Source organism: Celerinatantimonas yamalensis (assembly GCF_046054155.1).
GTDB classification, from domain to species: Bacteria; Pseudomonadota; Gammaproteobacteria; order Enterobacterales; family Celerinatantimonadaceae; genus Celerinatantimonas; species Celerinatantimonas yamalensis.
This window is the reverse complement of record NZ_JBEQCT010000006.1, coordinates 130,953-151,094: the sequence shown is the minus strand read 5'-3', so window position 1 is coordinate 151,094 and position 20,142 is coordinate 130,953. Positions and strand designations below refer to the sequence as shown.

The window sequence follows — 20,142 nt, the reverse complement described above, 5'->3', positions numbered from 1 at the left end:
TAAAACGCTCTAGCACTCAAACTAATGCAGCTTGCGCCAACCTAGTAACCATAATACTAAAGCGATTGTTGCAAAAGTTGTGGCCAGTTCAATACTTGAACTATATAAAATTGAAGCGCTAATCAAACAGCCGCTTCCCCCTAAGCCATAAAACAGACTCGCTTGACGAGCTCGCTGGCGCTGCATATAGCGACTAGACAGGTCACCAAAATTCTGTTGGTGACGACGTGCTAATTGCAAATTATCATAAATTAATTCAGGGATCTCTGGAAATTTCTCGGCCCAATAGGGCGCTTTTGCTTTAATTGCATCAAGTAGCGCACCCGGTCCAACTTGATGGCGCATCCAGCGCTCTAAAAATGGCTTAGCTGTTTGCCATAAGTCCAGCTGAGGATAAAGCTGTCGCCCTAACCCTTCAATGTATAACAAGGTTTTTTGCAACAATACCAGCTGGGGCTGCACTTCCATGTTAAAACGTCGTGCGGTGTTAAATAAATTCAGTAACACATGGCCAAATGATATATCCGAAAGAGGTTTTTCAAAGATGGGCTCACAGACGGTGCGAATAGCCGCTTCAAATTCATTAACATTGGTATCAGCAGGCACCCAACCAGAGTCAACATGTAACTGCGCCACCATCCGATAATCACGATGAAAAAAAGCCAAAAAATTTTCGGCCAAATAGCGCTTATCTTCCCGATTTAAGGTGCCCACGATGCCACAATCGATACCGATATATAACGGATCTTCAGGATGTTCATAGGAGACAAATACGTTGCCAGGGTGCATATCCGCGTGAAAAAAGCTATCCCGAAAAACTTGGGTAAAAAAGACTTCAACACCTCGCTCTGCGAGCAATTTGAGATTGGTTCCTTGAGCAACCAAGCGCTCCACATCCGAAACTGGGATCCCATAGATGCGCTCCATAACCATGACATTGGTATGACACAAATCGCTGTAAACTTCAGGAATATAAAGCTGATTTGAGCCTTCAAAATTACGCCGCAGTTGAATCGCATTGGCTGCTTCTCGGATAAGATCTAACTCATCAAGTAAGGTGCGTCGATACTCTTCTATCACCTCTACAGGCCGCAACCGGCGGGCATCTGGAATAAGCCGAATCACGCGTGCAAACCGGCGCATTAAGCTCACATCCGAATCGATGATTTCATCAATTTTCGGACGAATCACCTTCACTACCACCTTGGCGCCATTTGAGCGTAGCGTGGCACAATGCACTTGAGCAATTGATGCTGAAGCTAATGGCTTAACATCAAACTCACTAAATATAGCCTCAATCGGCTGTCCCAAAGCATCTTCAATGCGTTGGCGCGCCGCTGCACCAGGAAACGGAGTAACTTGATCTTGTAGCATGGCCAGTGACTGGGCAATTTCAGGCGCAAGCAAATCACGCCGAGTGGAGAGCATTTGGCCTAACTTCACAAAAACCGGTCCTAGTGATTCAAGTGCTAAGCGCAAGCGTTCACCAATGGCTTTATCTTTATGCCGATTAGGCCAAAAAAATAGACAATTACGCGCAAAACGCAGTGGCCACGGCCAAAACCGTTTTGGGATCGCATCATCAATGCCAAACTGGCACATAGTGCGAATAATCACCCAAAAGCGCAACATGGCTTTAATTCCCATCATGGCACACCTGCTGCAAACGAGCGGCTAACGCATCAACATCAATTTGGAGTGTCGCCACATCGCTCGCGAACACAGAAAACTCGGTCTTTCCGGGAGTAAGATGCCATTCTTCGACACTCAGAGCCGTCGCGTTTTGTAACCCAGATTGCCAAAACTGACGCAAGCTGGCACTGACTCGGTATACTTGTCGAAACAATAAATGCGCTAACCCATCGCCTATAAATTGAGCAAGCTTATCTTCGAGCTCCGGCTCGACCTCACTGAATAATGCAGCAAACTGCTGGATCAAGCGGATATCGCCGGCAAGTGACACCTCATCGCTTTTGATCAACTCAGGCAGTCGGTTCGGGTCGACCAGCTTAGGCAAACTCCACGCAGCGAGCCGCAACTGGCTATCAGGTTTGCCTGAATAATGCTGCAAGACGTCGAGCTGACTATCTGAAACACTAAAAAAGAGCTCGGGAAAAGGGGAAATATCAATGGCAATCACCCGCCCACAGAGCGCCGACAAACGCTGCGGGCTGTCATCATCTAGATTAAGATAGTGATTACTAACTAGCTCGATACAAGCTGATACTAGTGGCGCAAATGGCATGCTCACTCCTAAAATTTATAGCCTCGATGCAAGGCAACGATCCCACCTGTCAGATTGAAATATTCGACCTTTTCAAAGCCAACTTGTTCCATCATCCCTTTTAAGGTTTCTTGATCAGGGTGCATGCGAATCGATTCAGCTAAATAGCGATAGCTGTCTGAATCTTGGGCAATCAATTTACCCATCATAGGCAGCACACGGAACGAATATTGATCGTACACTTTGCTTAAGAGCTGATACTGAGGTTTAGAGAATTCTAAGATCAGTAACCGTCCACCGGGTTTAAGAACACGAAACATCGAGGCCAACGCTTTGTCTTTGTCGGTCACATTACGTAGTCCAAAACTAATTGTGATGAGATCAAAGAAATCATCAGGGAACGGCAGCGCTTCGGCATTGGCTTGAACAAAGCGAACATTATCGGCAATCCCACGGTTACGTAACTTCGCCCGTCCCACTTTGAGCATCGAGTCATTTATATCGGCCAAAACCACTTGCCCAGTTGGACCGGTCAACCGCGAAAATTTTGCCGTTAGATCCCCAGTACCGCCTGCTAAATCGAGAACTTTCTGACCGGGACGAATACCGCTGCGGTCAATTGTAAAACGCTTCCATAATCGATGGATCCCCATCGACATCAGATCATTCATGATGTCATATTTAGCCGCAACAGAGTGGAATACATCGGCGACTAAATCAGCTTTTTTGGATTTATCAACTTGCGTAAAACCAAAATCGGTAGTTTCATCCTCGTGCTTGTTCATGGAGTTCGTCCTGACAACCTAAATATGATGAGTTAGTTTACTTGATGGGTCACGTATAGCCAAATGACTTCCGTTAGCGTTACTAATATTTATCAGCCAAGGGAGTGACTTATGGCCAGCTATATCCATGGAGGGAAGACAATGATAGCGCTCATCAACACTAAAAATAAGAGCACCGTCATGATGACAGTACTCTCTTTGACAAACCAATTTATAAAATGCTCAACCCGCCATGCGAGTGACCACATGCAGCAAGTCAACTTAGCCAAGCCGATAACCGCTTAGCTGATGTTATGTGCGCTCGCTAGTAAGCATTTCATTCGTGACAAGCACCACACCATTATCAGAGACAGTAAATCGGGCTTTATCATCCTCAGGATTGATCCCTATCTGCATCCCATCTGGGATGACGCAATTTTCGGCAAGAATCACTTTGTGTAACTGACAATTTTTTCCCACTTGAGCACCCGGTAATAGCACACAATCATGCACGTTACTATGCTCTTCAACACGGACATCAAACGACAATAATGAGTGTTTGATATAAGCGCCTGACACAATCACTCCCGCCGAAAGCATCGAGTCGACCGCATAGCCGCGCCGATCATCATCGTCGAAGACAAATTTAGCCCCTGGACGCTGTTTTTGATCCGTAATAATTGGCCACTGCGCATCATACATATTGAGCTCTGGTTCAGGAGCAAGTAGATCCATACTCGCTTCATAATAAGCATCTAGATCACCAACATCTCGCCAGTAACCATTATTGCCGGGGTGGCCATTGGCACCAAACACATAACCAAACACACGCCTTTTATCCAACAGTGATGGGATAATATTGTGCCCAAAATCATGTGCATAGCCTGGCTGTAGTAAGGCTGCTCGTAGCTCAGCATCGAGCACATCGGTATTAAAAATGTAGATCCCCATCGACACTAATGCATGATCAGGGCTGTATGGATCGCACTTAGGATCAGAAGGCTTTTCATCAAAGCTTTCAACCCGGCCATCTTTAGACAGCCCCATCACGCCAAAGGATGTCGCCTTATCCAGTGGCGTGCGAATACACGCAACTGTCACTTCAGCGTCATTTTCGGCATGAAAATTCACCATGCGGGAGTAATCCATTTTATAAACATGATCACCACCTAAAATCAGTACGCGATCAAAACGTTCACTGTCGATCAGATCGAGATTTTGATAGATCGCATCCGCTGTACCACGGTACCACTCCTCTCCGGTGCGTTGCTGAGCCGGAATAATGCTAACTTGCTCATCTAACGCAGAATTGAAAAATTGCCATCCAGATAACAGATGCATGATCAGATCATGCGCCATGTATTGAGTGAGCACACCTATTCGCCGAATCCCTGAATTCACGCAATTTGATAACGTAAAATCAATGATTCGATACTTTCCCCCAAATGAGACCGCAGGTTTAGCCACTCTGTTGGTCAGCTCACGTAATCGGGTTCCTTTGCCACCGGCTAAAATCATCGCCGTTGTACCTCGAATCAAACGATTACTCGAAACGTGTGAATAACGGTTTTCAGACATAGAATAAAAACTCCTTTGACAGCCCCTACTAATAGTTCAATTGACTTACATTCACCGTGGCCAGTTCAAAGCGCCTGACCATTCGGCTTTGAGGGGATGACAACGGACACCCAACCCAATACTCAATTATTTGCTAAAGTATCTGGAATACTCCCCCCTTATTAGCTTAGTCAATCGTCATCATTTCGCTGAAAATAACTAAATAAACAATAAATAAATATCCTATTCATAGTGGCTGTAATCATGCCTCGTCAGCGACTAAGATGAGCTGATACGCTAATAGCAGTCAGCACCAAGAATTTCTCGCCGCCATAGCGTTTTATCCGAATAAATTTCACTCATTTACTAGTTGTGTCACAATAATGTCATAAAAAAGAAATATCCTTGTCATGGAATTCATCTACCTTGCAAGACGTTGATAACCTATTTGATGAATCAGACAATGATGTCGATTCGGCTAATCCCATTAGGAGGGATCATGAAATTGATGCGTACGACTGTTGCAGGAATTATGGCTGCAACCCTGTCATTCACCACTCTTTCAGCTATGGCTGCACAAACAATCACTGGTGCAGGCTCAAGCTTCGCTGGCCCAATCTATTCAAAATGGGCAGCTGATTACCATAAGAAAACAGGTGTACAACTGAACTATCAGAGCATCGGTTCTTCAGGTGGGATCAAACAAATCAATGCAAAAACTGTTGATTTTGGTGCATCAGACAAACCATTGTCAGATGCAACTTTAGCAAAAGACGGTTTAGCACAATTCCCAACTGTTGTAGGTGGTATTGTTGTCGCCATTAACGTCCCTGGGATCAAACCAGGTCAGATGGTGCTTGATGGTAAAACATTAGCCGATATCTATCTGGGTAAAATCAAAAAATGGAATGACCCTGCGATTGAAAAACTCAATCCTGGATTAAGCCTGCCAAGCTCTGATATCGCGGTTGTTCGCCGTGCAGACGGTTCAGGTACATCATTTGTATTTACTGGCTACCTGTCTAAAGTAAGCAATGCTTGGAAAGAAAAAGTTGGTCAAGGCACTACTGTTAATTGGCCTGTTGGTCTGGGCGGTAAAGGTAACGATGGCGTAGCAGCATTTGTACAACGTGTGCGCGGTTCAATCGGTTATGTTGAGTATGCTTATGCTAAACAGAACCATTTGACTTATACCAAAATGGTTAACCATGACGGTAAAGTGTTAAGCCCTACTCGCTATAACTTCAGCCAAGCAGCTGCTGGTGCTGACTGGGCGCGTACTTTCGAACAAGATCTGACCAACAAACCTGGTGCACATGCTTGGCCGATTACTTCAGGAACTTACATTCTGATGCATGTTAAACCATCGGATCCTGCTCGCGTTAAAGCCGTAATGAAGTTTGTCGACTTTGGTTTCAAACATCCAAAATTGGCTGAAGCTTTAGATTATGCGCCTCTGCCAGAATCTGTAGTGAAAGTGATTCAACACGAATGGGCCACTAAATTCAAAAATGCTAGCGGTAAAGCGATTTGGTAAAACCATTTACTAACAGATTGATTTGAGTAATCATTCCCTACCCTCACCCGGGTGGGGAATTTATTTATCTTAAAGACAAAGAGAGAGTTATGGCTGAAGCGCAACTGCGAAGAAAGGCCCCAAAAAAATATGCTGACTACGTATTTGCTACGCTAGTTCGCATAGCAGCAATTGTGACGCTATTACTATTGGGTGGCATCATTGTATCCTTGATTATTTCGTCCTTGCCGACCATTCATAAATTTGGGTTTTCTTTTTTATGGCTCAAAGAGTGGGACCCTCCTGCAGATAAATATGGTGCACTCATTCCTATCTATGGCACCGTAGCCACTTCGGTTATTGCTTTGGTGATTGCCGTTCCAGTGAGCTTTGGGATCGCTCTGTTTTTGACAGAACTCTCACCCAACTGGTTAAAACGCCCTCTTGGAATTGCCATTGAACTATTGGCCGCGATTCCTAGTATCGTCTACGGGATGTGGGGACTGTTCATTTTTGCACCTTTATTTGCAACCTATTTCCAACAGCCGGTTGGCGACATCATGGCCAACGTACCGATCATTGGTGAGTTATTTTCAGGTCCTGCATTTGGTATTGGTATATTAACCGCTGGGGTGATCTTAGCCATTATGATTATTCCGTATATCTCATCGGTTATGCGTGATGTGTTCGAGCGCACCCCTGCGATGATGAAAGAGTCAGCTTATGGCCTCGGTTGCACCACTTGGGAAGTGATCTGGCACATTGTTCTCCCCTATACAAAAAATGGTGCGATTGGGGGGGTGATGTTAGGACTTGGCCGAGCATTAGGCGAAACCATGGCGGTGACGTTTGTGATCGGAAACACCTACAATATGAGCAGTTTCTCATTGTATCAACCAGGCAATAGTATTACCTCAGCGCTTGCCAATGAATTTGCTGAAGCTGGGCCAGGTTTACATACGTCAGCATTGATGGAATTAGGGCTGATTTTATTCGCGATTACATTCTTTGTGTTAGCCTTATCAAAATTAATGATCCTTCGTCTGTCAAAAAATGAAGGACGTAAATCATGAAAATGAATGAACGCCAAATACAAGAACTCGCCATTTCTCGGCGCAAAATGCAGGCTTATCGCAGCGGCAAAAACCGCATTGCATTAATACTTTCGATGGCGACCATGGCCTTTGGTTTATTCTGGCTAGCATGGATATTATATTCGACCTTTACAAGAGGAATATCCGGCATTAGTTGGACACTTTTTACTGAGTCAACACCACCGCCTAACACCGCCGGAGGGGGTCTTGCTAACGCGATTGTCGGCAGTGGCCTGTTTGTCTTTTGGTCGACCATTATTGGTACCCCATTAGGGATTTTAGCTGGTATCTATCTGGCCGAATACGGTATGAGCTCTAAGATGGCTGGGTTAATTCGATTTATTAACGACATCTTATTATCAGCACCATCTATCGTTGTCGGACTATTTGTCTATTCAATTGTCGTTGTGCATTCCGGCCATTTCTCAGGCTGGGCTGGGGTGTTATCCTTAGCGCTGCTGCAGATCCCCATTGTGATCCGCACCACCGAAAATATGCTCAAGCTGGTCCCGCTTAGTTTGCGTGAGGCGGCTTATGCACTTGGAACACCTAAGTGGAAGATCATCGCATCAATCACTCTCAAATCATCTATATCAGGGATTGTCACTGGTATTTTGTTAGCCATTGCCCGTATTGCCGGTGAAACCGCACCGCTACTTTTCACGGCGCTTTCAAACCAGTTCTACAATACCGATTTGGCCAACCCAACGGCGAGTTTGCCAGTGATTATCTATAATTTCGCGATGAGTGCCTTTAGCTCGTGGCAACAGCTCGCTTGGGCTGGGGTACTGCTGATTACGGTGTTTGTATTATTGCTTAATATTCTGGCGCGCATTGTTTTTGCCAAGAAAAAATATGGCTAAGTATCGACTTGATTGTCGGACCTGCAAGATTAAAGAGAGATGTTTGAATGAGTACTGAAACCTTGAATCTCGATACCAAAATTCAAGTGCGCGACATGAATTTCTACTACGGTAAATTTCACGCACTGAAAGACATTTCAATGGATGTTGCCACCAATAAGGTGACCGCGTTTATTGGCCCATCTGGCTGCGGTAAATCGACATTACTGCGCACCTTTAACAAAATGTACAGTCTCTACCCAGAGCAGCGAGCTGAAGGGGAAATTCTCCTCGATGGCAACAATATCCTTGCCGACAAGCAAGATGTGGCATTGCTACGTGCTCAAGTTGGCATGGTTTTCCAAAAACCGACACCATTTCCGATGTCGATTTATGACAACATTGCATTTGGGGTACGTTTGTTTGAAAAACTTTCACGCTCAGATATGGATGAGCGAGTCCGATGGGCTCTGGAAAAAGCAGCTCTGTGGACAGAAACCAAAGACAAGTTGAATCATAGCGGTCATAGTCTGTCAGGCGGGCAGCAGCAACGCTTGTGTATCGCACGTGGTATTGCTATTCGTCCTGAAGTATTATTACTCGATGAACCGTGCTCAGCGCTTGACCCTATCTCAACGGGGCGGATCGAAGAGCTTATCGGTGAGCTAAAATCAGAGTATACCGTGGTGATCGTCACGCACAACATGCAACAAGCAGCACGCTGTTCTGATTACACCGCCTTTATGTACTTAGGGGAACTTATCGAGTTCAACGATACCAACACCCTATTTACCACCCCAGGTCAGAGACAAACAGAAGACTATATTACTGGCCGTTACGGTTAACCACAGGAGCGTAAGCGATGGATAATCTCAACATCAATAAGCACATTTCGGCCCAGTATAATGCGGAGCTGGAATCTATTCGCAATCAAGTGTTGACCATGGGCGGTTTGGTTGAGCAACAATTAGTTGATGCGATCAAAGCGATGACCAAAGGCGATTCTGTGCTTGCTCAGCAAGTGATTACCAATGACCGTCAAGTCAATGCAATGGAAGTCGCGATCGATGAAGCATGTACCCAAATCATCGCCAAACGTCAGCCAACAGCAAGCGACTTGCGATTGATTATGTCCATTATTCGCACCGTCTCTGAATTAGAGCGCATTGGCGATGAAGCGGAAAAAATTTGTCGCACCGCACTGGAAAAATTTGGTAGCCAACATCAGACCTTGATTGTGAGTTTGGAATCACTCGGGCAACATACCACACGGATGTTGCACGATGTTCTCGATGTCTTAGCGCGGCTAGATATCGAGCAAGGGATCCGAGTCTATCGGGAAGATAAAAAAGTCGACCGTGAATATGAAGGTGTAGTCCGTCAACTGATTACCTACATGATGGAAGATCCGCGCACTATTCCTAGTGTGATGACCGCGATGTTCTGTGCCCGAGCCATTGAGCGAATCGGGGATCGTTGCCAGAATATCTGTGAATTTGTCTTCTATTTAGTCAAAGGGAAAGACTTCCGTCATGTGAATGGCGAATCACTGGAAAAGCTATTATCTGATGTAACCCCTCCAAAAAAACCATAGCGCATTTAGCAAACTGTCCCATATTCGGGACAGTTTGCAGTCAAAACAACTCTCTTATCTGCACCATTGCACATACCCTTCTGTTTCAACCGACTCACTAGATATCCCTTATCAGCAATGTTAATGTAAATTATTCGATGAGTAATAAATCAAGTCTTTCTATTTAAGTTCATTATTCATTTAAAACCCAATGACAACAAATACAGCGAGGACAGGTAGTCATGAATGTAGGCTTTGTGGGCTGGCGTGGAATGGTAGGTTCTGTGTTGATGGAACGGATGCAAGCTGAAGACGATTTCCAGCAGATTACTCCCGTGTTTTTTACCACCTCTCAGGTAGGACAAGATGGCCCAGCAATTGGTGCTCATCAACCTCTTAAAGACGCCACGGCTATTGATGAACTCAAGCAAATGGATGCGATTATCACCTGCCAAGGGGGTGATTACACCAAAGCGGTGCACCCCAAACTACGTCAAGCTGGTTGGCAAGGGTATTGGATCGATGCCGCATCGACTTTGCGTATGAGCGATGATGCTATAATTGTGCTCGATCCAATTAACCGCAATGTGATTGATGCAGCGCTGCGTGATGGTTACAAAACCTTTATTGGTGGTAACTGCACTGTTTCATTGATGTTGATGGCGATCGGCGGCCTGTTTGCACAAGATCTGATTGAATGGGTTACTCCGATGACCTATCAAGCGGCGTCTGGTGCTGGCGCGCGCAATATGCGCGAACTACTTAGCCAAATGGGCGAGCTGCATGATGAAGTGAGCGATGAACTGGCCAATCCGGCTTCAGCAATCCTTGATATTGACCGCAAAGTAGCTGAAAAAATGCGCAATGCGAACTTCCCGACCGACCAATTCGGCGTGCCGCTGGCGGGCAGTCTGATCCCTTGGATTGATGCCGAGCTACCATCTGGACAGAGTAAAGAAGAGTGGAAAGCGCAAGCTGAAGCCAACAAAATCATGGGGATCAGCAGCACTCCGGTTCCCATTGATGGATTATGTGTTCGTATCGGCGCAATGCGCTGTCACGCACAGGCCTTAACCATCAAGTTGAAAAAAGATCTCCCTGTCAGCGAAATTGAAGCCATACTCGCAGCGCATAATGATTGGGTGAAAGTGATCCCCAACGACAAACAGAGCAGCATCAATGAGCTCAGTCCAGCGACTGTCACAGGAACATTGAGCGTGCCCGTTGGGCGTATTCGTAAACTAAGTATGGGCCCTGAATATATCGCCGCATTTACCGTGGGCGACCAACTACTATGGGGCGCGGCCGAACCGCTACGCCGGATGCTGCGTATTCTGCTGCAAGCAGCTTAACCAATATAATCTATCGCAGCGCAAGCAAGCTCTGCGATAGTCGCTAAACTGACTTAGAACGGTTTAGCGCGCAGCGCCTTTTTATTCCCTTGTTGGTTTTTTTTATCTAATCGGCGTCCAACCGATGCCCGAGTCGGTCGGGTCTTTTTACGCCGTTTAGGTTGATACAAGGCTTGTGCAACCAGTTCCACAAGGCGCAATCGGGCATCTTCTAAATTAAGCTGGAATGTCCGGTATTGCTGCGCTTTGATAATCACCTCACCTTGACGGGTGATCCGCTGATCGCGATACTGCCGTAAGCGATGCTGCTGCGCATCGGTTAAGCCACTCGCAGCAATATCCAACCGTAGTTCTACAGCACTGGCCACCTTATTGACGTTTTGCCCGCCAGGACCACTGGCCCGAATTTGCTGAACGGAAATCGCCTGCTCAGAGATCGATACACCGACTTGGACATCTAACAAAAGTGCCTCCTGCTTGAATAGATAGGACTCCCATTGTAATGGGAGCTGGCCCTACGTGTATAGTCATGACTCGTGATGACAATAAAGGTATCCCTATTACCATCACACTAGCGCAAAGTAAGGTTAGTGAAAAAACTCAACCTGTTGATTAAGTTCGCCTGACTCAGAAGCTAAATCTTGCGCATATTCGACCGATTGTTTGGCTAAAGCTAAACTATCAGCACAATCATCACGGACTTGGGTCACGCCAGCCGCCAGTTCATGGGACACTTGCGCCTGCTGCTCAGCGGTGGCAGCAATACTATCGGACATCTGCGCAATAGTTTTAACTTGTTGGTCTATGTCTTTAAGCGCCACACCCGTTTGTTCAGCACTTTGTCCCACGCTGAGCCCCATCTCACGACAGCCATCCATAATCTGTACCGCTTCTTGGGTGCTTTGTTGCAAAGAGCTAATAATACCAACCACCTCTTTGACCGACAGCTGAGTACTCTGCGCCAAATTTCGTACTTCATCGGCGACCACAGCAAAACCACGGCCCTGTTCACCAGCGCGCGCCGCTTCGATCGCCGCATTTAAGGCCAACAGATTGGTTTTCTCGGCAATGCCATCAATCATTGCGGTCACTCGTTCAATGCTGCGACTCTGCTCCGCCACTTGATGAATCGCTTGCGATGAGCGCTGTAAATTTTGCTCTAATTGCAACACGGACTGCACCATCTGTTCCACCTGCTCGCGGCTTTTCGAACTATCGTGCTGAGCTGCATTCACTTCACCTGAAATCGCCTCTGATTGCTCGGCAACCGATCCGGCCGATGCAGCCATCTCCTCAATGGCCGTCGCCAGTTGATTGCTCTGTTGATCGACATCTTGCAACTGAGCGCGACTGGCGGAGGCCTGTTCGCCGACAGATTTGGATATATGTCTTAACCGCCCACTTGAATGTTTTAATTGGGCCACTAACGATTGCAAGCTATGACGCATATTAGCAACATTCGATGCCAACTGATGGATTTCGTTATTAGAATTTTCTTGGATATTATCAATCGGCTGGCTAATATGGCCTTGACCAAACGCTTTCACCTGTTGATTCAGTTTGGTCAAAGGTTTGAGTAGACGCCCTAATAAGAGCCATAACCCTGCGATAATCAATACACCAGCCCCCAAAGCGAGTATCAGCGTATGGATCAATAATTGCTGGGTTGCCTGCGTTAGTTCAGACACAAAAGTACCGCCGAGTAACACCCAATTCCAACCGGGTACATGCGCATAAGCTAAGAATTTTTGATGTATCTGGTTTTGCTGATCACCCCATGGAAAGGTAATCAACCCTGACTTATCAGTAAACAATTGGCCAAATGGATTTGCCTCGCCATTAGCCATTTTGAGTTTAAGAATAGATGTTCCAATCAGATTGGTATGTTGATTATACAGATACAGGCCTTTGTGCTCAGCGGAAGCATCGACAATAATGCTATAGCCAGTTTTCCCCCAGCGCACCTGTTTCAATGAACTGATGACATCATCAATCACATGTTGCAACGGCAAGCCAACAAACACCGAGCCAATTAGCGAGCCTTCGGCATCATTTAGCGGGACATAATAGCCCAAATAACGTCGGCCAAATAAGCTAACCACGCGGCTAAAGGGTTGATCATTTTGCAACTTATTCACCGCAGCTTGGTCTTGTAACACAGTGCCGTTAGCTTGTTGTCCATCTTGACGCTTCAACGAGGTTAAAACCCGCGTAAATTGCTGCCCATTATAGCTAAAGACAGTAACATCACTGCCGTAGCGCTGCTTAAACGTCTCAGCCACCTGTTCTTGCCCACGTAACGGCTTATCATTCATCATCAATTCGCCATCAACTCGATGAATGCCATTGAGCTGGTTATAGACGAAACTTTTCAATTCTACATCGGCCTGTTGGAGCGTTGCCTGATAGCGCCCTGATAAAGTTTTTGCCAATGCTCGAACTTGCTCAAGCTGCGCATTAAACTGATTTTCTCGCAAAATATCTGCCGATTGCCAGTACACCGCGAAGGAAATCGCCGCAAAAGCGACGACCGTTAGAGCGGTCGCAACATATAATATTTGCCGAGTGATCGGCTGCCGATAAAGCCAAGATATCATTCTCTTCTCCCTTTATTTTATAGACGGCGATCATGGTCACCGTTAATAATCATAGATGGAGGTGCCTTCAATAGGTCAGGTGGCGCTCAACTGACAAACAGGGACGATATTTTTGGCAAAATTCACTAATCGGCCCTGTCTGTTGCCAAAACCATCAGCAAATTCACACACTCTCATCGATAGCTTTGTTACTACCGCGGCGATGTTAATAGAAATTAACAAATAACAATTTGTTTCAAAACAAATCAGTCTGATTAAGGCTGTGCCAATGACCTCGGTTCTGCACAATCACCATTGAAAGCGACCCACCAAATACCATTGGAACATCATTGAGCCGCACAGCACATTGATGAAACCGAACAAAATAGATCGCCTTAGGTCATCATAGATAATGGAAGATTACAGTGAGGAAAATTTTTACCAACCGAGACAAGCGCCAACCGCGAAGATTCACGCGGATAGATGGATGAAGCCTCACATCAGCGCAGAAAGTAGTAGTACCACCACCGCGGCGACTGACAAATGCAATGAAGCTCGAATGCTTTTAGCGGCGATACATTAGCTTTGGCAAAGACAGATGATGGCGGATCGCCACCAAGCGAATCAGTAGTGCTGTTAACACACAGGCGAGCGTGCTGACCCATACTGGCGCGGCAACGTTTACCGCCAAGACCCACACTAACCCGCCGGCCAAACAAGCAGTAGCGTAGATCTCTTGGCGCAGTACCAATGGCACCCGATTAGCTAACACATCACGCAGCATCCCGCCGCCACAAGCGGTTAAGATCCCCATTAAAATGCACACTGACAGAGGAACGTCTAAGTGCTGTGCTTTAATGGCACCGATTGCCATAAATGTCGCCATCCCAATCGCATCAGCAACGGGCAATAGCCACCAGCGAGTCTGATTAAATCGCCATAGCGCCACAATGGTGGCAAATGAGGCCAGTAAAATAATCCATAAGTATGCCACTTGATGCACCCAAAATACCGGGGTATCACCGAGAGCCATATCGCGGATGGTGCCCCCGCCAATCGCTGTACAAGTCGCCAGCACCAATGCGCCAAAAGGGTCCATCCGCCGCTGTCCGGCCACCAGCACACCAGAGGCTGCAAAGATTGCAGTGCCAAAATAATCTAAATAGGTAATTAGCATCGTGGTATCGGCCAAATCGTCGTCAAAAGGCGCATATTAGACCTAATTTATCAACGAACTGCCAGCGAAAAACAAACTTGGGTTGTGAAAAGTGAGCAACCTCCCTATGATCAAGACTGGCATCGAAAATAGGAGTCACAATGGCAACATTAGTGTGGTTGCGACATGAACTCAGAACATTTGATAACCCATTGTTTGACAAAGCAATTGGATACAATGAACCAATCTATGCTTGCTATTTAATCACGCCCTCGCAGTGGCAATGCCAACATCATAGCCCACGGCGTAACCAATATGTATATCAGCGCTTAATCGCACTTCGCCAAGAGTTGCGCGAATTAAATATCCCGCTAGTTGTGATCAACGCTGATGACTATGCGCAAACCAGCAGTGTGCTTAGCCAATTATGTCTGTCGCTCTCAATTAAACAGGTCATTGTAGGCGAAGAATATGGGGTATGGGAGCGTCAGCGTGATGCCAAAGTAGAATGCCAACTACGAGAGCACAATATCCACAGCGAATGGCTGACCACACAAGTGTTTTTCAAGCCAGGTTCGATTGTAAGCGCCGCCAAACAACAACCTTATAAAGTCTTCACCCCGTTTGCTAACGCATGGCGACAACGCCTCAGCCGTGAAGGTGCGCACCCTAGCGCGGCGGTTGCGCTCGCTACGCCTATTGCTGATATCAATCAAGGATTGAATGATGCGCAGCTACACCAATTGGCAGAGGGCCCGAGTGACTGGCCGGTAAGCGAAGCCACCGTGTTAGCGCATCTGGGCCACTTCATTAAAAACATAGTAAGCACTTACCAGCAACATCGCGACTATCCTAATCTTCCGGCCACCAGTCGCTTATCACCCGCATTAGCCCATGGCATATTCTCGCCTGCCCAAGCGGTTAGTCTATTGCAACGCGAATACGCCGACCAATGCTTTGACCCCAAAACAGGCCCAGGCTGTTGGCTCAACGAACTCATTTGGCGAGAGTTCTATATTCATCTATTAGCACAGTTTGACAGCATTAGTTACGGTGTGGCCTTCAAACCAACCACCCGCGCTATCCAGTGGGACAACCATGCTGACTATTTGACTGCTTGGCAACAAGGTAAAACGGGCATTCCAATTGTCGATGCGGGAATGCGCCAGCTCAATGCGATAGGTTGGATGCATAATCGAGTACGGATGATATGCGCATCATTTCTATGTAAAAACTTGTGGCTCGATTGGCGCTTAGGTGAGCGTTATTTCATGGAGCAGCTGATCGACGGCCATCTTGCAGCTAATAATGGTGGCTGGCAATGGAGCGCCTCCACAGGCACTGACGCTGCGCCGTACTTTCGCGTCTTTAACCCAGTGAGTCAAAGCCAAAAATTTGATCCAGAGGGTGCATATATTCGCCGCTGGGTCGAAGAGCTGGCAAGCTTAGCGGGCAAAGCGATTCATCAGCCAAGTGAACACGACTGTGTGCGGCTGGGTTATCCAACGCCGATTGTCGATTTAAAAAGCTCACGCAAACGTGCCATTGAGCAATTTGCTGCGCAAACAAGGCAAACCACACATGAACATTAAGACAAAGCAGCGCTGATGGTTGTTAGCAAAATATATCCGCCAATACCTAATAGAATCAATCCAGTAAAGCGATCAAGATAACGCTGATGAGCGCGTAACCAATCTAAAATCCGCGCTTGGGAGAGCAGTAACACCACCAGCGAATACCAACAGCCATCAATCACCCAAGGTGTGGCAATTAACCACCCTCGATGGGCTGATTGAACGACAAATGGGCTAAATAAGGCAATAAAAAATAGCAATATTTTGGGATTCAATAAGGAGATAGACAAGCCATCACGGGCCGCGGCTAAAAGGCTCGATTGAGTGCTTGTTATGGGCAAAGTCGTTGCAGATTGGTCACAGCGAAAACTTCCCCAGCCAAGCCAGATAAGATAACCTCCGCCGATCATAGCAATCAGCGCAAACAGCGATCGCGCTTGCACCAATAAGGTCGCTAAACCAAAAACCGTCAGTGCTGCATACACCGCAATCCCCGAGGTATGGCACCACGCAGCCACTAAGCCATTGCGCCGCCCACCACCAACAGTATGGCGAATCACCATTGCTAAGCTGGGGCCCGGCGACATTGCCCCCAGTAAACAGACCATTGCTAATGGTAGCCAACTCCCCCACGCCATGTTGTTTCTCCTTTTCCCTTATGATGATGCCTTGCTATCCAATGTCTCGAGTCAATCAATTCGCTTCCTAGCCATATCAAAGGGGTTAACATAGGCCACGGCAGCACTAGCTTACCATTCTCGCTCAAATCACAAAACAAACAGTTAGCACGATAATTACATTGACACTAATGGCTAACTCTAGCAATGATAGGATCCCCTAATAATAAGGGAGCAAGCTGTGAAAATCACCCAGCAAGCAGCGATGGTGATTGACATGACTTACATCGATGGACCCTAAAAAGGAGTGGCTATGCAAGCTATTCGAGTCGCGATCATTGGCTATGGTAAGGCTGCAAAAACGTTCCATTTACCTTTTATCAATGCACTGACGTCCTACCAGTTGACGGCTATTAGCACCAGTCAACGTGAAGCATTACAAGCCGACTACCCCGATGTTGAGCACTACATGGATGCGAGTGAGTTGATCGAAAAAAGTGACGCTGATTTAATCGTTATCACCGCGCCCAACAAAGCCCACTATCCACTGGCAAAACTTGCAATTGCCCACGGCAAACATGTGCTTTTAGAAAAACCATTCGTGCTCAATATGGCCGAGGGAGAATCGCTCATTGCCCAAGCCAAAGCAGCCGGCGTTGTTTTGACAGTCAATCACAATCGCCGTTTAGATGGTGATTTTTTCACGATCAAACAGCTAATTGCAGAGAAGAAACTAGGTGAGCTGAAACTGTTTGAGTCGCATTATGACCGCTTTCGCCCAACTGTTCGGCAACGCTGGCGTGAAAATGCCGGAGAGCCTGGCTCAGGCATTTTGTATGATTTGGGTGCACATCTGATCGATCAGGCTCTGGAACTATTTGGCTTGCCGGACAAGCTCACCGCACATGCCTTATCACAACGACATAATTCGCAAGTCGTCGACTATTATCATCTAATACTGCACTATCCAAGCCATCAGGCTATTCTTCATTCCAGCTCTTTTTGTGCTGCGCCTGCACTGCGTTTCCATTTGGAAGGTGAACTCGGCAGTTATCAAAAATACGGTATGGATGGTCAAGAAGAGCAGCTCGTCGATGGCCACGTTGAATTCGCTGCAGAGGGTGAACTCGGGAGCGAACAGGGTTATCTCTATACGCAAGATACAAAGCAGCTGATCACGAATCAAAAGGGTCGATACTATCATTTTTATCAGCAACTTGCTGCAGCAATCCAACAGCAACAGCCTTTACTTGTTACGGCTGAACAGGCGCTTGAGACCATCCGCTTGATTGGACTTGCCATGCAAAGTGAAAAAGAACAACGGACTCTAAGCGTGCCTAAATAACGACCAATCAAGCTAGACGAATTGTTGCGCATATAGGCGAATTGTTGCGTATAGATGATATACTGTTCAGCAATGATTCGCCTAGGTTGAAAGTATAGATGAATGGCCAGCTCAGACAGTTCGGTAGATGGGAGTGGCAACTCTTCATTGGTATTCTATTATTTGGCTTTACTCATATTGCGCAGGCCCAGCGGCTCGTTATTGATCCAGCACAAAATCAAATTTTGGACGAGCATTTTGAAGTTTTAAACGATCCGTCTCGGACTTTGACACTTAAGCAGGTGATGAGCCAACCCGATAATTTTCATCCATCCGATGACCATCGCATCAATTTAGGCTACACCCAGCAAGCGGTGTGGCTGAAAGTTTCGCTCTATTCTGCAAGCGATCTTAGACGTATTTTGATGTTTCGATATCCTTACCTTGATCGCATTGATTGTTATATTATCGAAGGTAACCAAGTCCTGTCGCATCAATACAGCGGTTTTACCATTCCCCCAGCCGAGCGCTCAATTGAGGATATACACCCCACATTTTTACTGTCACTAAAAGCTGGGCACACTCAAAGTGTTTATCTGCGCATCATTGCCAATGGTGCAATGGCATTAAATTCAACGCTATTTGTTCCTAAGTTATTCCATCAGAGTAGTGAGCAAATGCTGTTTGCCCAAACCTTGTTTATTGGCATGGCGTTAGCACTCACTATTTATAATTTGTTCTTAGGGATAGTGCTGCGCCGATTACCGTTGTTACTCTATGCAGGGTTTATTAGTAGCTTTGCCGTGGCCACCATGGCCGCGAATGGTGTAGGCGGTTTATATTTGTGGCCACTACTCGGCCCGATCATTAATCATATCGTTCCCACTGGTTTTAGCATCGCAGTGGTATGGGCGTTGCTCTTTGCCCGTCACTTTTTAAATCTCCAAGAGATTGTTCCGCGGTTTAATAAAGTCCATCAGTGGGTGACTTATTTATGCCTCGTAATGGCATTATCAACCATCATATTACCCGTGCAAATAGGCGTGCAAATCATGTCATTGCTTGGAACCAGCATGGCGGCTTTTTTAATCCTATGTGGTTATATCGGCATTCGCCACAAGGTTCCTGCGGCGCGTTATTACTTAGCCGCATGGCTCTTTTTGTTGATCGGCTCAGCGATGGTGTCGATTCGTAACACGGGGCTCATTCCTTCCAACTTTATCACAGTCTATGGTATGCAAATAGGCTCAACCATCGAGATGCTGCTGCTTTCATTTGGTTTAGCTACGCATTTTAATGAGCTGAAAAAACAAAAGGAATATTCACAGACTGCTCTTTTAAACACCTTAAAAATGCAAGAGCATCTACTTGAGCAACGCGTCAGCGAACGCACTCAAGAGCTGGCATTAGTCAATGCAAAACTGGAGGTTATGGCCATCCATGATCCTCTCACTCAAACGTTGAACAGGCTAGGTCTAAGCAAACAATTTGATCAGCTCAAAGCGACTGCCTCAGTTGATCAACCGCTCGCGATTTTGCAGATCGACTTAGATGGTTTTAAACAGATTAATGACCAGTATGGCCACGCTGTCGGTGATGTGTTGCTCAAAGTGATCGCCAAACGCCTTCAATCTGAATGTCGCCCCACTGATCTTGTGGCCCGCATGGGCGGTGATGAATTTGCGGTGATCTGTTTCAACATAGATAATCGTCCGCAGTTACTTGGTTTTAGCTCACGCCTTCGAGACCAATTAGCAGCTCCCATTCAAATTAATAGCAGTTTGCAGATCCAAGTAGGAGCAAGTATAGGGGCATGTTTAAGTACCATCGGTCATTTTTCACTCGATCAATTACTCCAATATGCCGACCAAGCGATGTATCAAATCAAAAACAGCCATAAGGGTAATGTCGCGCTCGATGACCGAATTACTAACCTCTTTTTTAACAGTGCAGAGCCCTAATATGCGCCATCA

Annotated in this window: 17 protein-coding genes; 9 read left to right on the top strand and 8 right to left on the bottom strand. The window is 46.4% G+C overall.

Annotation, left to right across the window (positions count from 1 at the left end; translation table 11 throughout):
* Positions 1 to 21 precede the first annotated feature (21 nt).
* From ubiB to glgC, 4 genes are all read right to left on the bottom strand, one after another.
* On the bottom strand, positions 22 to 1,647 hold the full coding sequence (gene ubiB, locus ABUE30_RS13205; protein WP_408624363.1) for a ubiquinone biosynthesis regulatory protein kinase UbiB: 1,626 nt from the start codon (positions 1,645 to 1,647) through the stop codon (positions 22 to 24).
* Positions 1,637 to 2,245, bottom strand: a complete 609-nt coding sequence (locus ABUE30_RS13200; RefSeq protein ID WP_408624264.1) for a ubiquinone biosynthesis accessory factor UbiJ — start codon at positions 2,243 to 2,245, stop codon at positions 1,637 to 1,639. Before ABUE30_RS13200 ends, ubiB begins: the two co-directional genes overlap by 11 nt.
* Before the next feature lie 8 nt (positions 2,246 to 2,253).
* A complete protein-coding gene (gene ubiE / locus ABUE30_RS13195) occupies positions 2,254 to 3,009 on the bottom strand; it encodes a bifunctional demethylmenaquinone methyltransferase/2-methoxy-6-polyprenyl-1,4-benzoquinol methylase UbiE (protein WP_408624263.1) in 756 nt (251 codons plus the stop codon).
* A gap of 291 nt (positions 3,010 to 3,300) precedes the next feature.
* On the bottom strand, positions 3,301 to 4,566 hold the full coding sequence (gene glgC, locus ABUE30_RS13190; protein ID WP_408624262.1) for a glucose-1-phosphate adenylyltransferase: 1,266 nt from the start codon (positions 4,564 to 4,566) through the stop codon (positions 3,301 to 3,303).
* A gap of 478 nt (positions 4,567 to 5,044) precedes the next feature.
* On the opposite strand from glgC, the gene pstS reads away from it, so the two are divergent.
* The 6 genes from pstS to asd all read left to right on the top strand — a co-directional run bounded on the left by pstS (position 5,045) and on the right by asd (position 10,922).
* Positions 5,045 to 6,082 (top strand): phosphate ABC transporter substrate-binding protein PstS, encoded by a 1,038-nt coding sequence (pstS, locus tag ABUE30_RS13185; protein ID WP_408624261.1) that lies wholly within the window; start codon positions 5,045 to 5,047, stop codon positions 6,080 to 6,082.
* Positions 6,083 to 6,171: 89 nt separating this feature from the next.
* Complete coding sequence (gene pstC, locus ABUE30_RS13180; protein ID WP_408624260.1) at positions 6,172 to 7,134, top strand: phosphate ABC transporter permease PstC; 963 nt, start codon at positions 6,172 to 6,174, stop codon at positions 7,132 to 7,134.
* A complete protein-coding gene (gene pstA, locus ABUE30_RS13175) occupies positions 7,131 to 8,018 on the top strand; it encodes a phosphate ABC transporter permease PstA (protein ID WP_408624259.1) in 888 nt (295 codons plus the stop codon). Before pstC ends, pstA begins: the two co-directional genes overlap by 4 nt.
* Before the next feature lie 47 nt (positions 8,019 to 8,065).
* On the top strand, positions 8,066 to 8,842 hold the full coding sequence (gene pstB / locus ABUE30_RS13170; protein WP_408624258.1) for a phosphate ABC transporter ATP-binding protein PstB: 777 nt from the start codon (positions 8,066 to 8,068) through the stop codon (positions 8,840 to 8,842).
* A 17-nt stretch (positions 8,843 to 8,859) separates the two neighbouring features.
* Positions 8,860 to 9,591, top strand: coding sequence for a phosphate signaling complex protein PhoU (gene phoU, locus ABUE30_RS13165; protein WP_408624257.1), 732 nt, complete (start codon positions 8,860 to 8,862; stop codon positions 9,589 to 9,591).
* A 221-nt stretch (positions 9,592 to 9,812) separates the two neighbouring features.
* Positions 9,813 to 10,922, top strand: coding sequence for an aspartate-semialdehyde dehydrogenase (gene asd / locus ABUE30_RS13160; protein WP_408624256.1), 1,110 nt, complete (start codon positions 9,813 to 9,815; stop codon positions 10,920 to 10,922).
* 53 nt (positions 10,923 to 10,975) lie between these two features.
* On the opposite strand, the gene arfB is transcribed toward asd, so the two are convergent.
* From arfB to ABUE30_RS13145, 3 genes are all read right to left on the bottom strand, one after another.
* Positions 10,976 to 11,386 (bottom strand): alternative ribosome rescue aminoacyl-tRNA hydrolase ArfB, encoded by a 411-nt coding sequence (gene arfB, locus ABUE30_RS13155; RefSeq protein ID WP_408624255.1) that lies wholly within the window; start codon positions 11,384 to 11,386, stop codon positions 10,976 to 10,978.
* Positions 11,387 to 11,509: 123 nt separating this feature from the next.
* Positions 11,510 to 13,519 (bottom strand): methyl-accepting chemotaxis protein, encoded by a 2,010-nt coding sequence (locus tag ABUE30_RS13150; protein ID WP_408624254.1) that lies wholly within the window; start codon positions 13,517 to 13,519, stop codon positions 11,510 to 11,512.
* 544 nt (positions 13,520 to 14,063) lie between these two features.
* Entirely contained in the window at positions 14,064 to 14,675 is a 612-nt protein-coding gene (locus ABUE30_RS13145) for a trimeric intracellular cation channel family protein (protein WP_408624253.1), read from the bottom strand.
* Positions 14,676 to 14,815: 140 nt separating this feature from the next.
* Between ABUE30_RS13145 and ABUE30_RS13140 the strand changes: the two genes are divergently transcribed.
* Positions 14,816 to 16,246 carry a cryptochrome/photolyase family protein gene (locus ABUE30_RS13140; RefSeq protein WP_408624252.1) on the top strand — a complete coding sequence of 477 codons (1,431 nt, stop codon included), beginning with the start codon at positions 14,816 to 14,818 and terminating at the stop codon, positions 16,244 to 16,246.
* On the opposite strand, the gene ABUE30_RS13135 is transcribed toward ABUE30_RS13140, so the two are convergent.
* The gene (locus tag ABUE30_RS13135; protein ID WP_408624251.1) at positions 16,243 to 16,866 is read right to left on the bottom strand and encodes a LysE family translocator; all 624 of its coding nucleotides are present in this window, start codon (positions 16,864 to 16,866) and stop codon (positions 16,243 to 16,245) included. The two genes, ABUE30_RS13140 and ABUE30_RS13135, sit on opposite strands and share 4 nt — an antisense overlap.
* A gap of 292 nt (positions 16,867 to 17,158) precedes the next feature.
* Between ABUE30_RS13135 and ABUE30_RS13130 the strand changes: the two genes are divergently transcribed.
* Together ABUE30_RS13130 and ABUE30_RS13125 are read left to right on the top strand one after the other, a co-directional pair.
* A complete protein-coding gene (locus tag ABUE30_RS13130; RefSeq protein WP_408624250.1) occupies positions 17,159 to 18,190 on the top strand; it encodes an oxidoreductase in 1,032 nt (343 codons plus the stop codon).
* Positions 18,191 to 18,288: 98 nt separating this feature from the next.
* Positions 18,289 to 20,130 carry a 7TM diverse intracellular signaling domain-containing protein gene (locus tag ABUE30_RS13125; RefSeq protein ID WP_408624249.1) on the top strand — a complete coding sequence of 614 codons (1,842 nt, stop codon included), beginning with the start codon at positions 18,289 to 18,291 and terminating at the stop codon, positions 20,128 to 20,130.
* Positions 20,131 to 20,142: the final 12 nt, after the last annotated feature.

Coding starts and splice junctions, on each gene's coding strand:
- asd (WP_408624256.1), top strand. CDS start 9,813: ATGAATGTAGGCTTTGTGGGCTGGCGTGGAATGGTAGGTTCTGTGTTG.
- pstA (WP_408624259.1), top strand. CDS start 7,131: ATGAAAATGAATGAACGCCAAATACAAGAACTCGCCATTTCTCGGCGC.
- glgC (WP_408624262.1), bottom strand. CDS start 4,566: ATGTCTGAAAACCGTTATTCACACGTTTCGAGTAATCGTTTGATTCGA.
- ABUE30_RS13125 (WP_408624249.1), top strand. CDS start 18,289: ATGAATGGCCAGCTCAGACAGTTCGGTAGATGGGAGTGGCAACTCTTC.
- ABUE30_RS13150 (WP_408624254.1), bottom strand. CDS start 13,519: ATGATATCTTGGCTTTATCGGCAGCCGATCACTCGGCAAATATTATAT.
- pstS (WP_408624261.1), top strand. CDS start 5,045: ATGAAATTGATGCGTACGACTGTTGCAGGAATTATGGCTGCAACCCTG.
- ABUE30_RS13145 (WP_408624253.1), bottom strand. CDS start 14,675: ATGCTAATTACCTATTTAGATTATTTTGGCACTGCAATCTTTGCAGCC.
- ABUE30_RS13140 (WP_408624252.1), top strand. CDS start 14,816: ATGGCAACATTAGTGTGGTTGCGACATGAACTCAGAACATTTGATAAC.
- pstB (WP_408624258.1), top strand. CDS start 8,066: ATGAGTACTGAAACCTTGAATCTCGATACCAAAATTCAAGTGCGCGAC.
- ubiB (WP_408624363.1), bottom strand. CDS start 1,647: ATGGGAATTAAAGCCATGTTGCGCTTTTGGGTGATTATTCGCACTATG.
- pstC (WP_408624260.1), top strand. CDS start 6,172: ATGGCTGAAGCGCAACTGCGAAGAAAGGCCCCAAAAAAATATGCTGAC.
- ABUE30_RS13200 (WP_408624264.1), bottom strand. CDS start 2,245: ATGCCATTTGCGCCACTAGTATCAGCTTGTATCGAGCTAGTTAGTAAT.
- ABUE30_RS13130 (WP_408624250.1), top strand. CDS start 17,159: ATGCAAGCTATTCGAGTCGCGATCATTGGCTATGGTAAGGCTGCAAAA.
- ubiE (WP_408624263.1), bottom strand. CDS start 3,009: ATGAACAAGCACGAGGATGAAACTACCGATTTTGGTTTTACGCAAGTT.
- phoU (WP_408624257.1), top strand. CDS start 8,860: ATGGATAATCTCAACATCAATAAGCACATTTCGGCCCAGTATAATGCG.
- ABUE30_RS13135 (WP_408624251.1), bottom strand. CDS start 16,866: ATGGCGTGGGGGAGTTGGCTACCATTAGCAATGGTCTGTTTACTGGGG.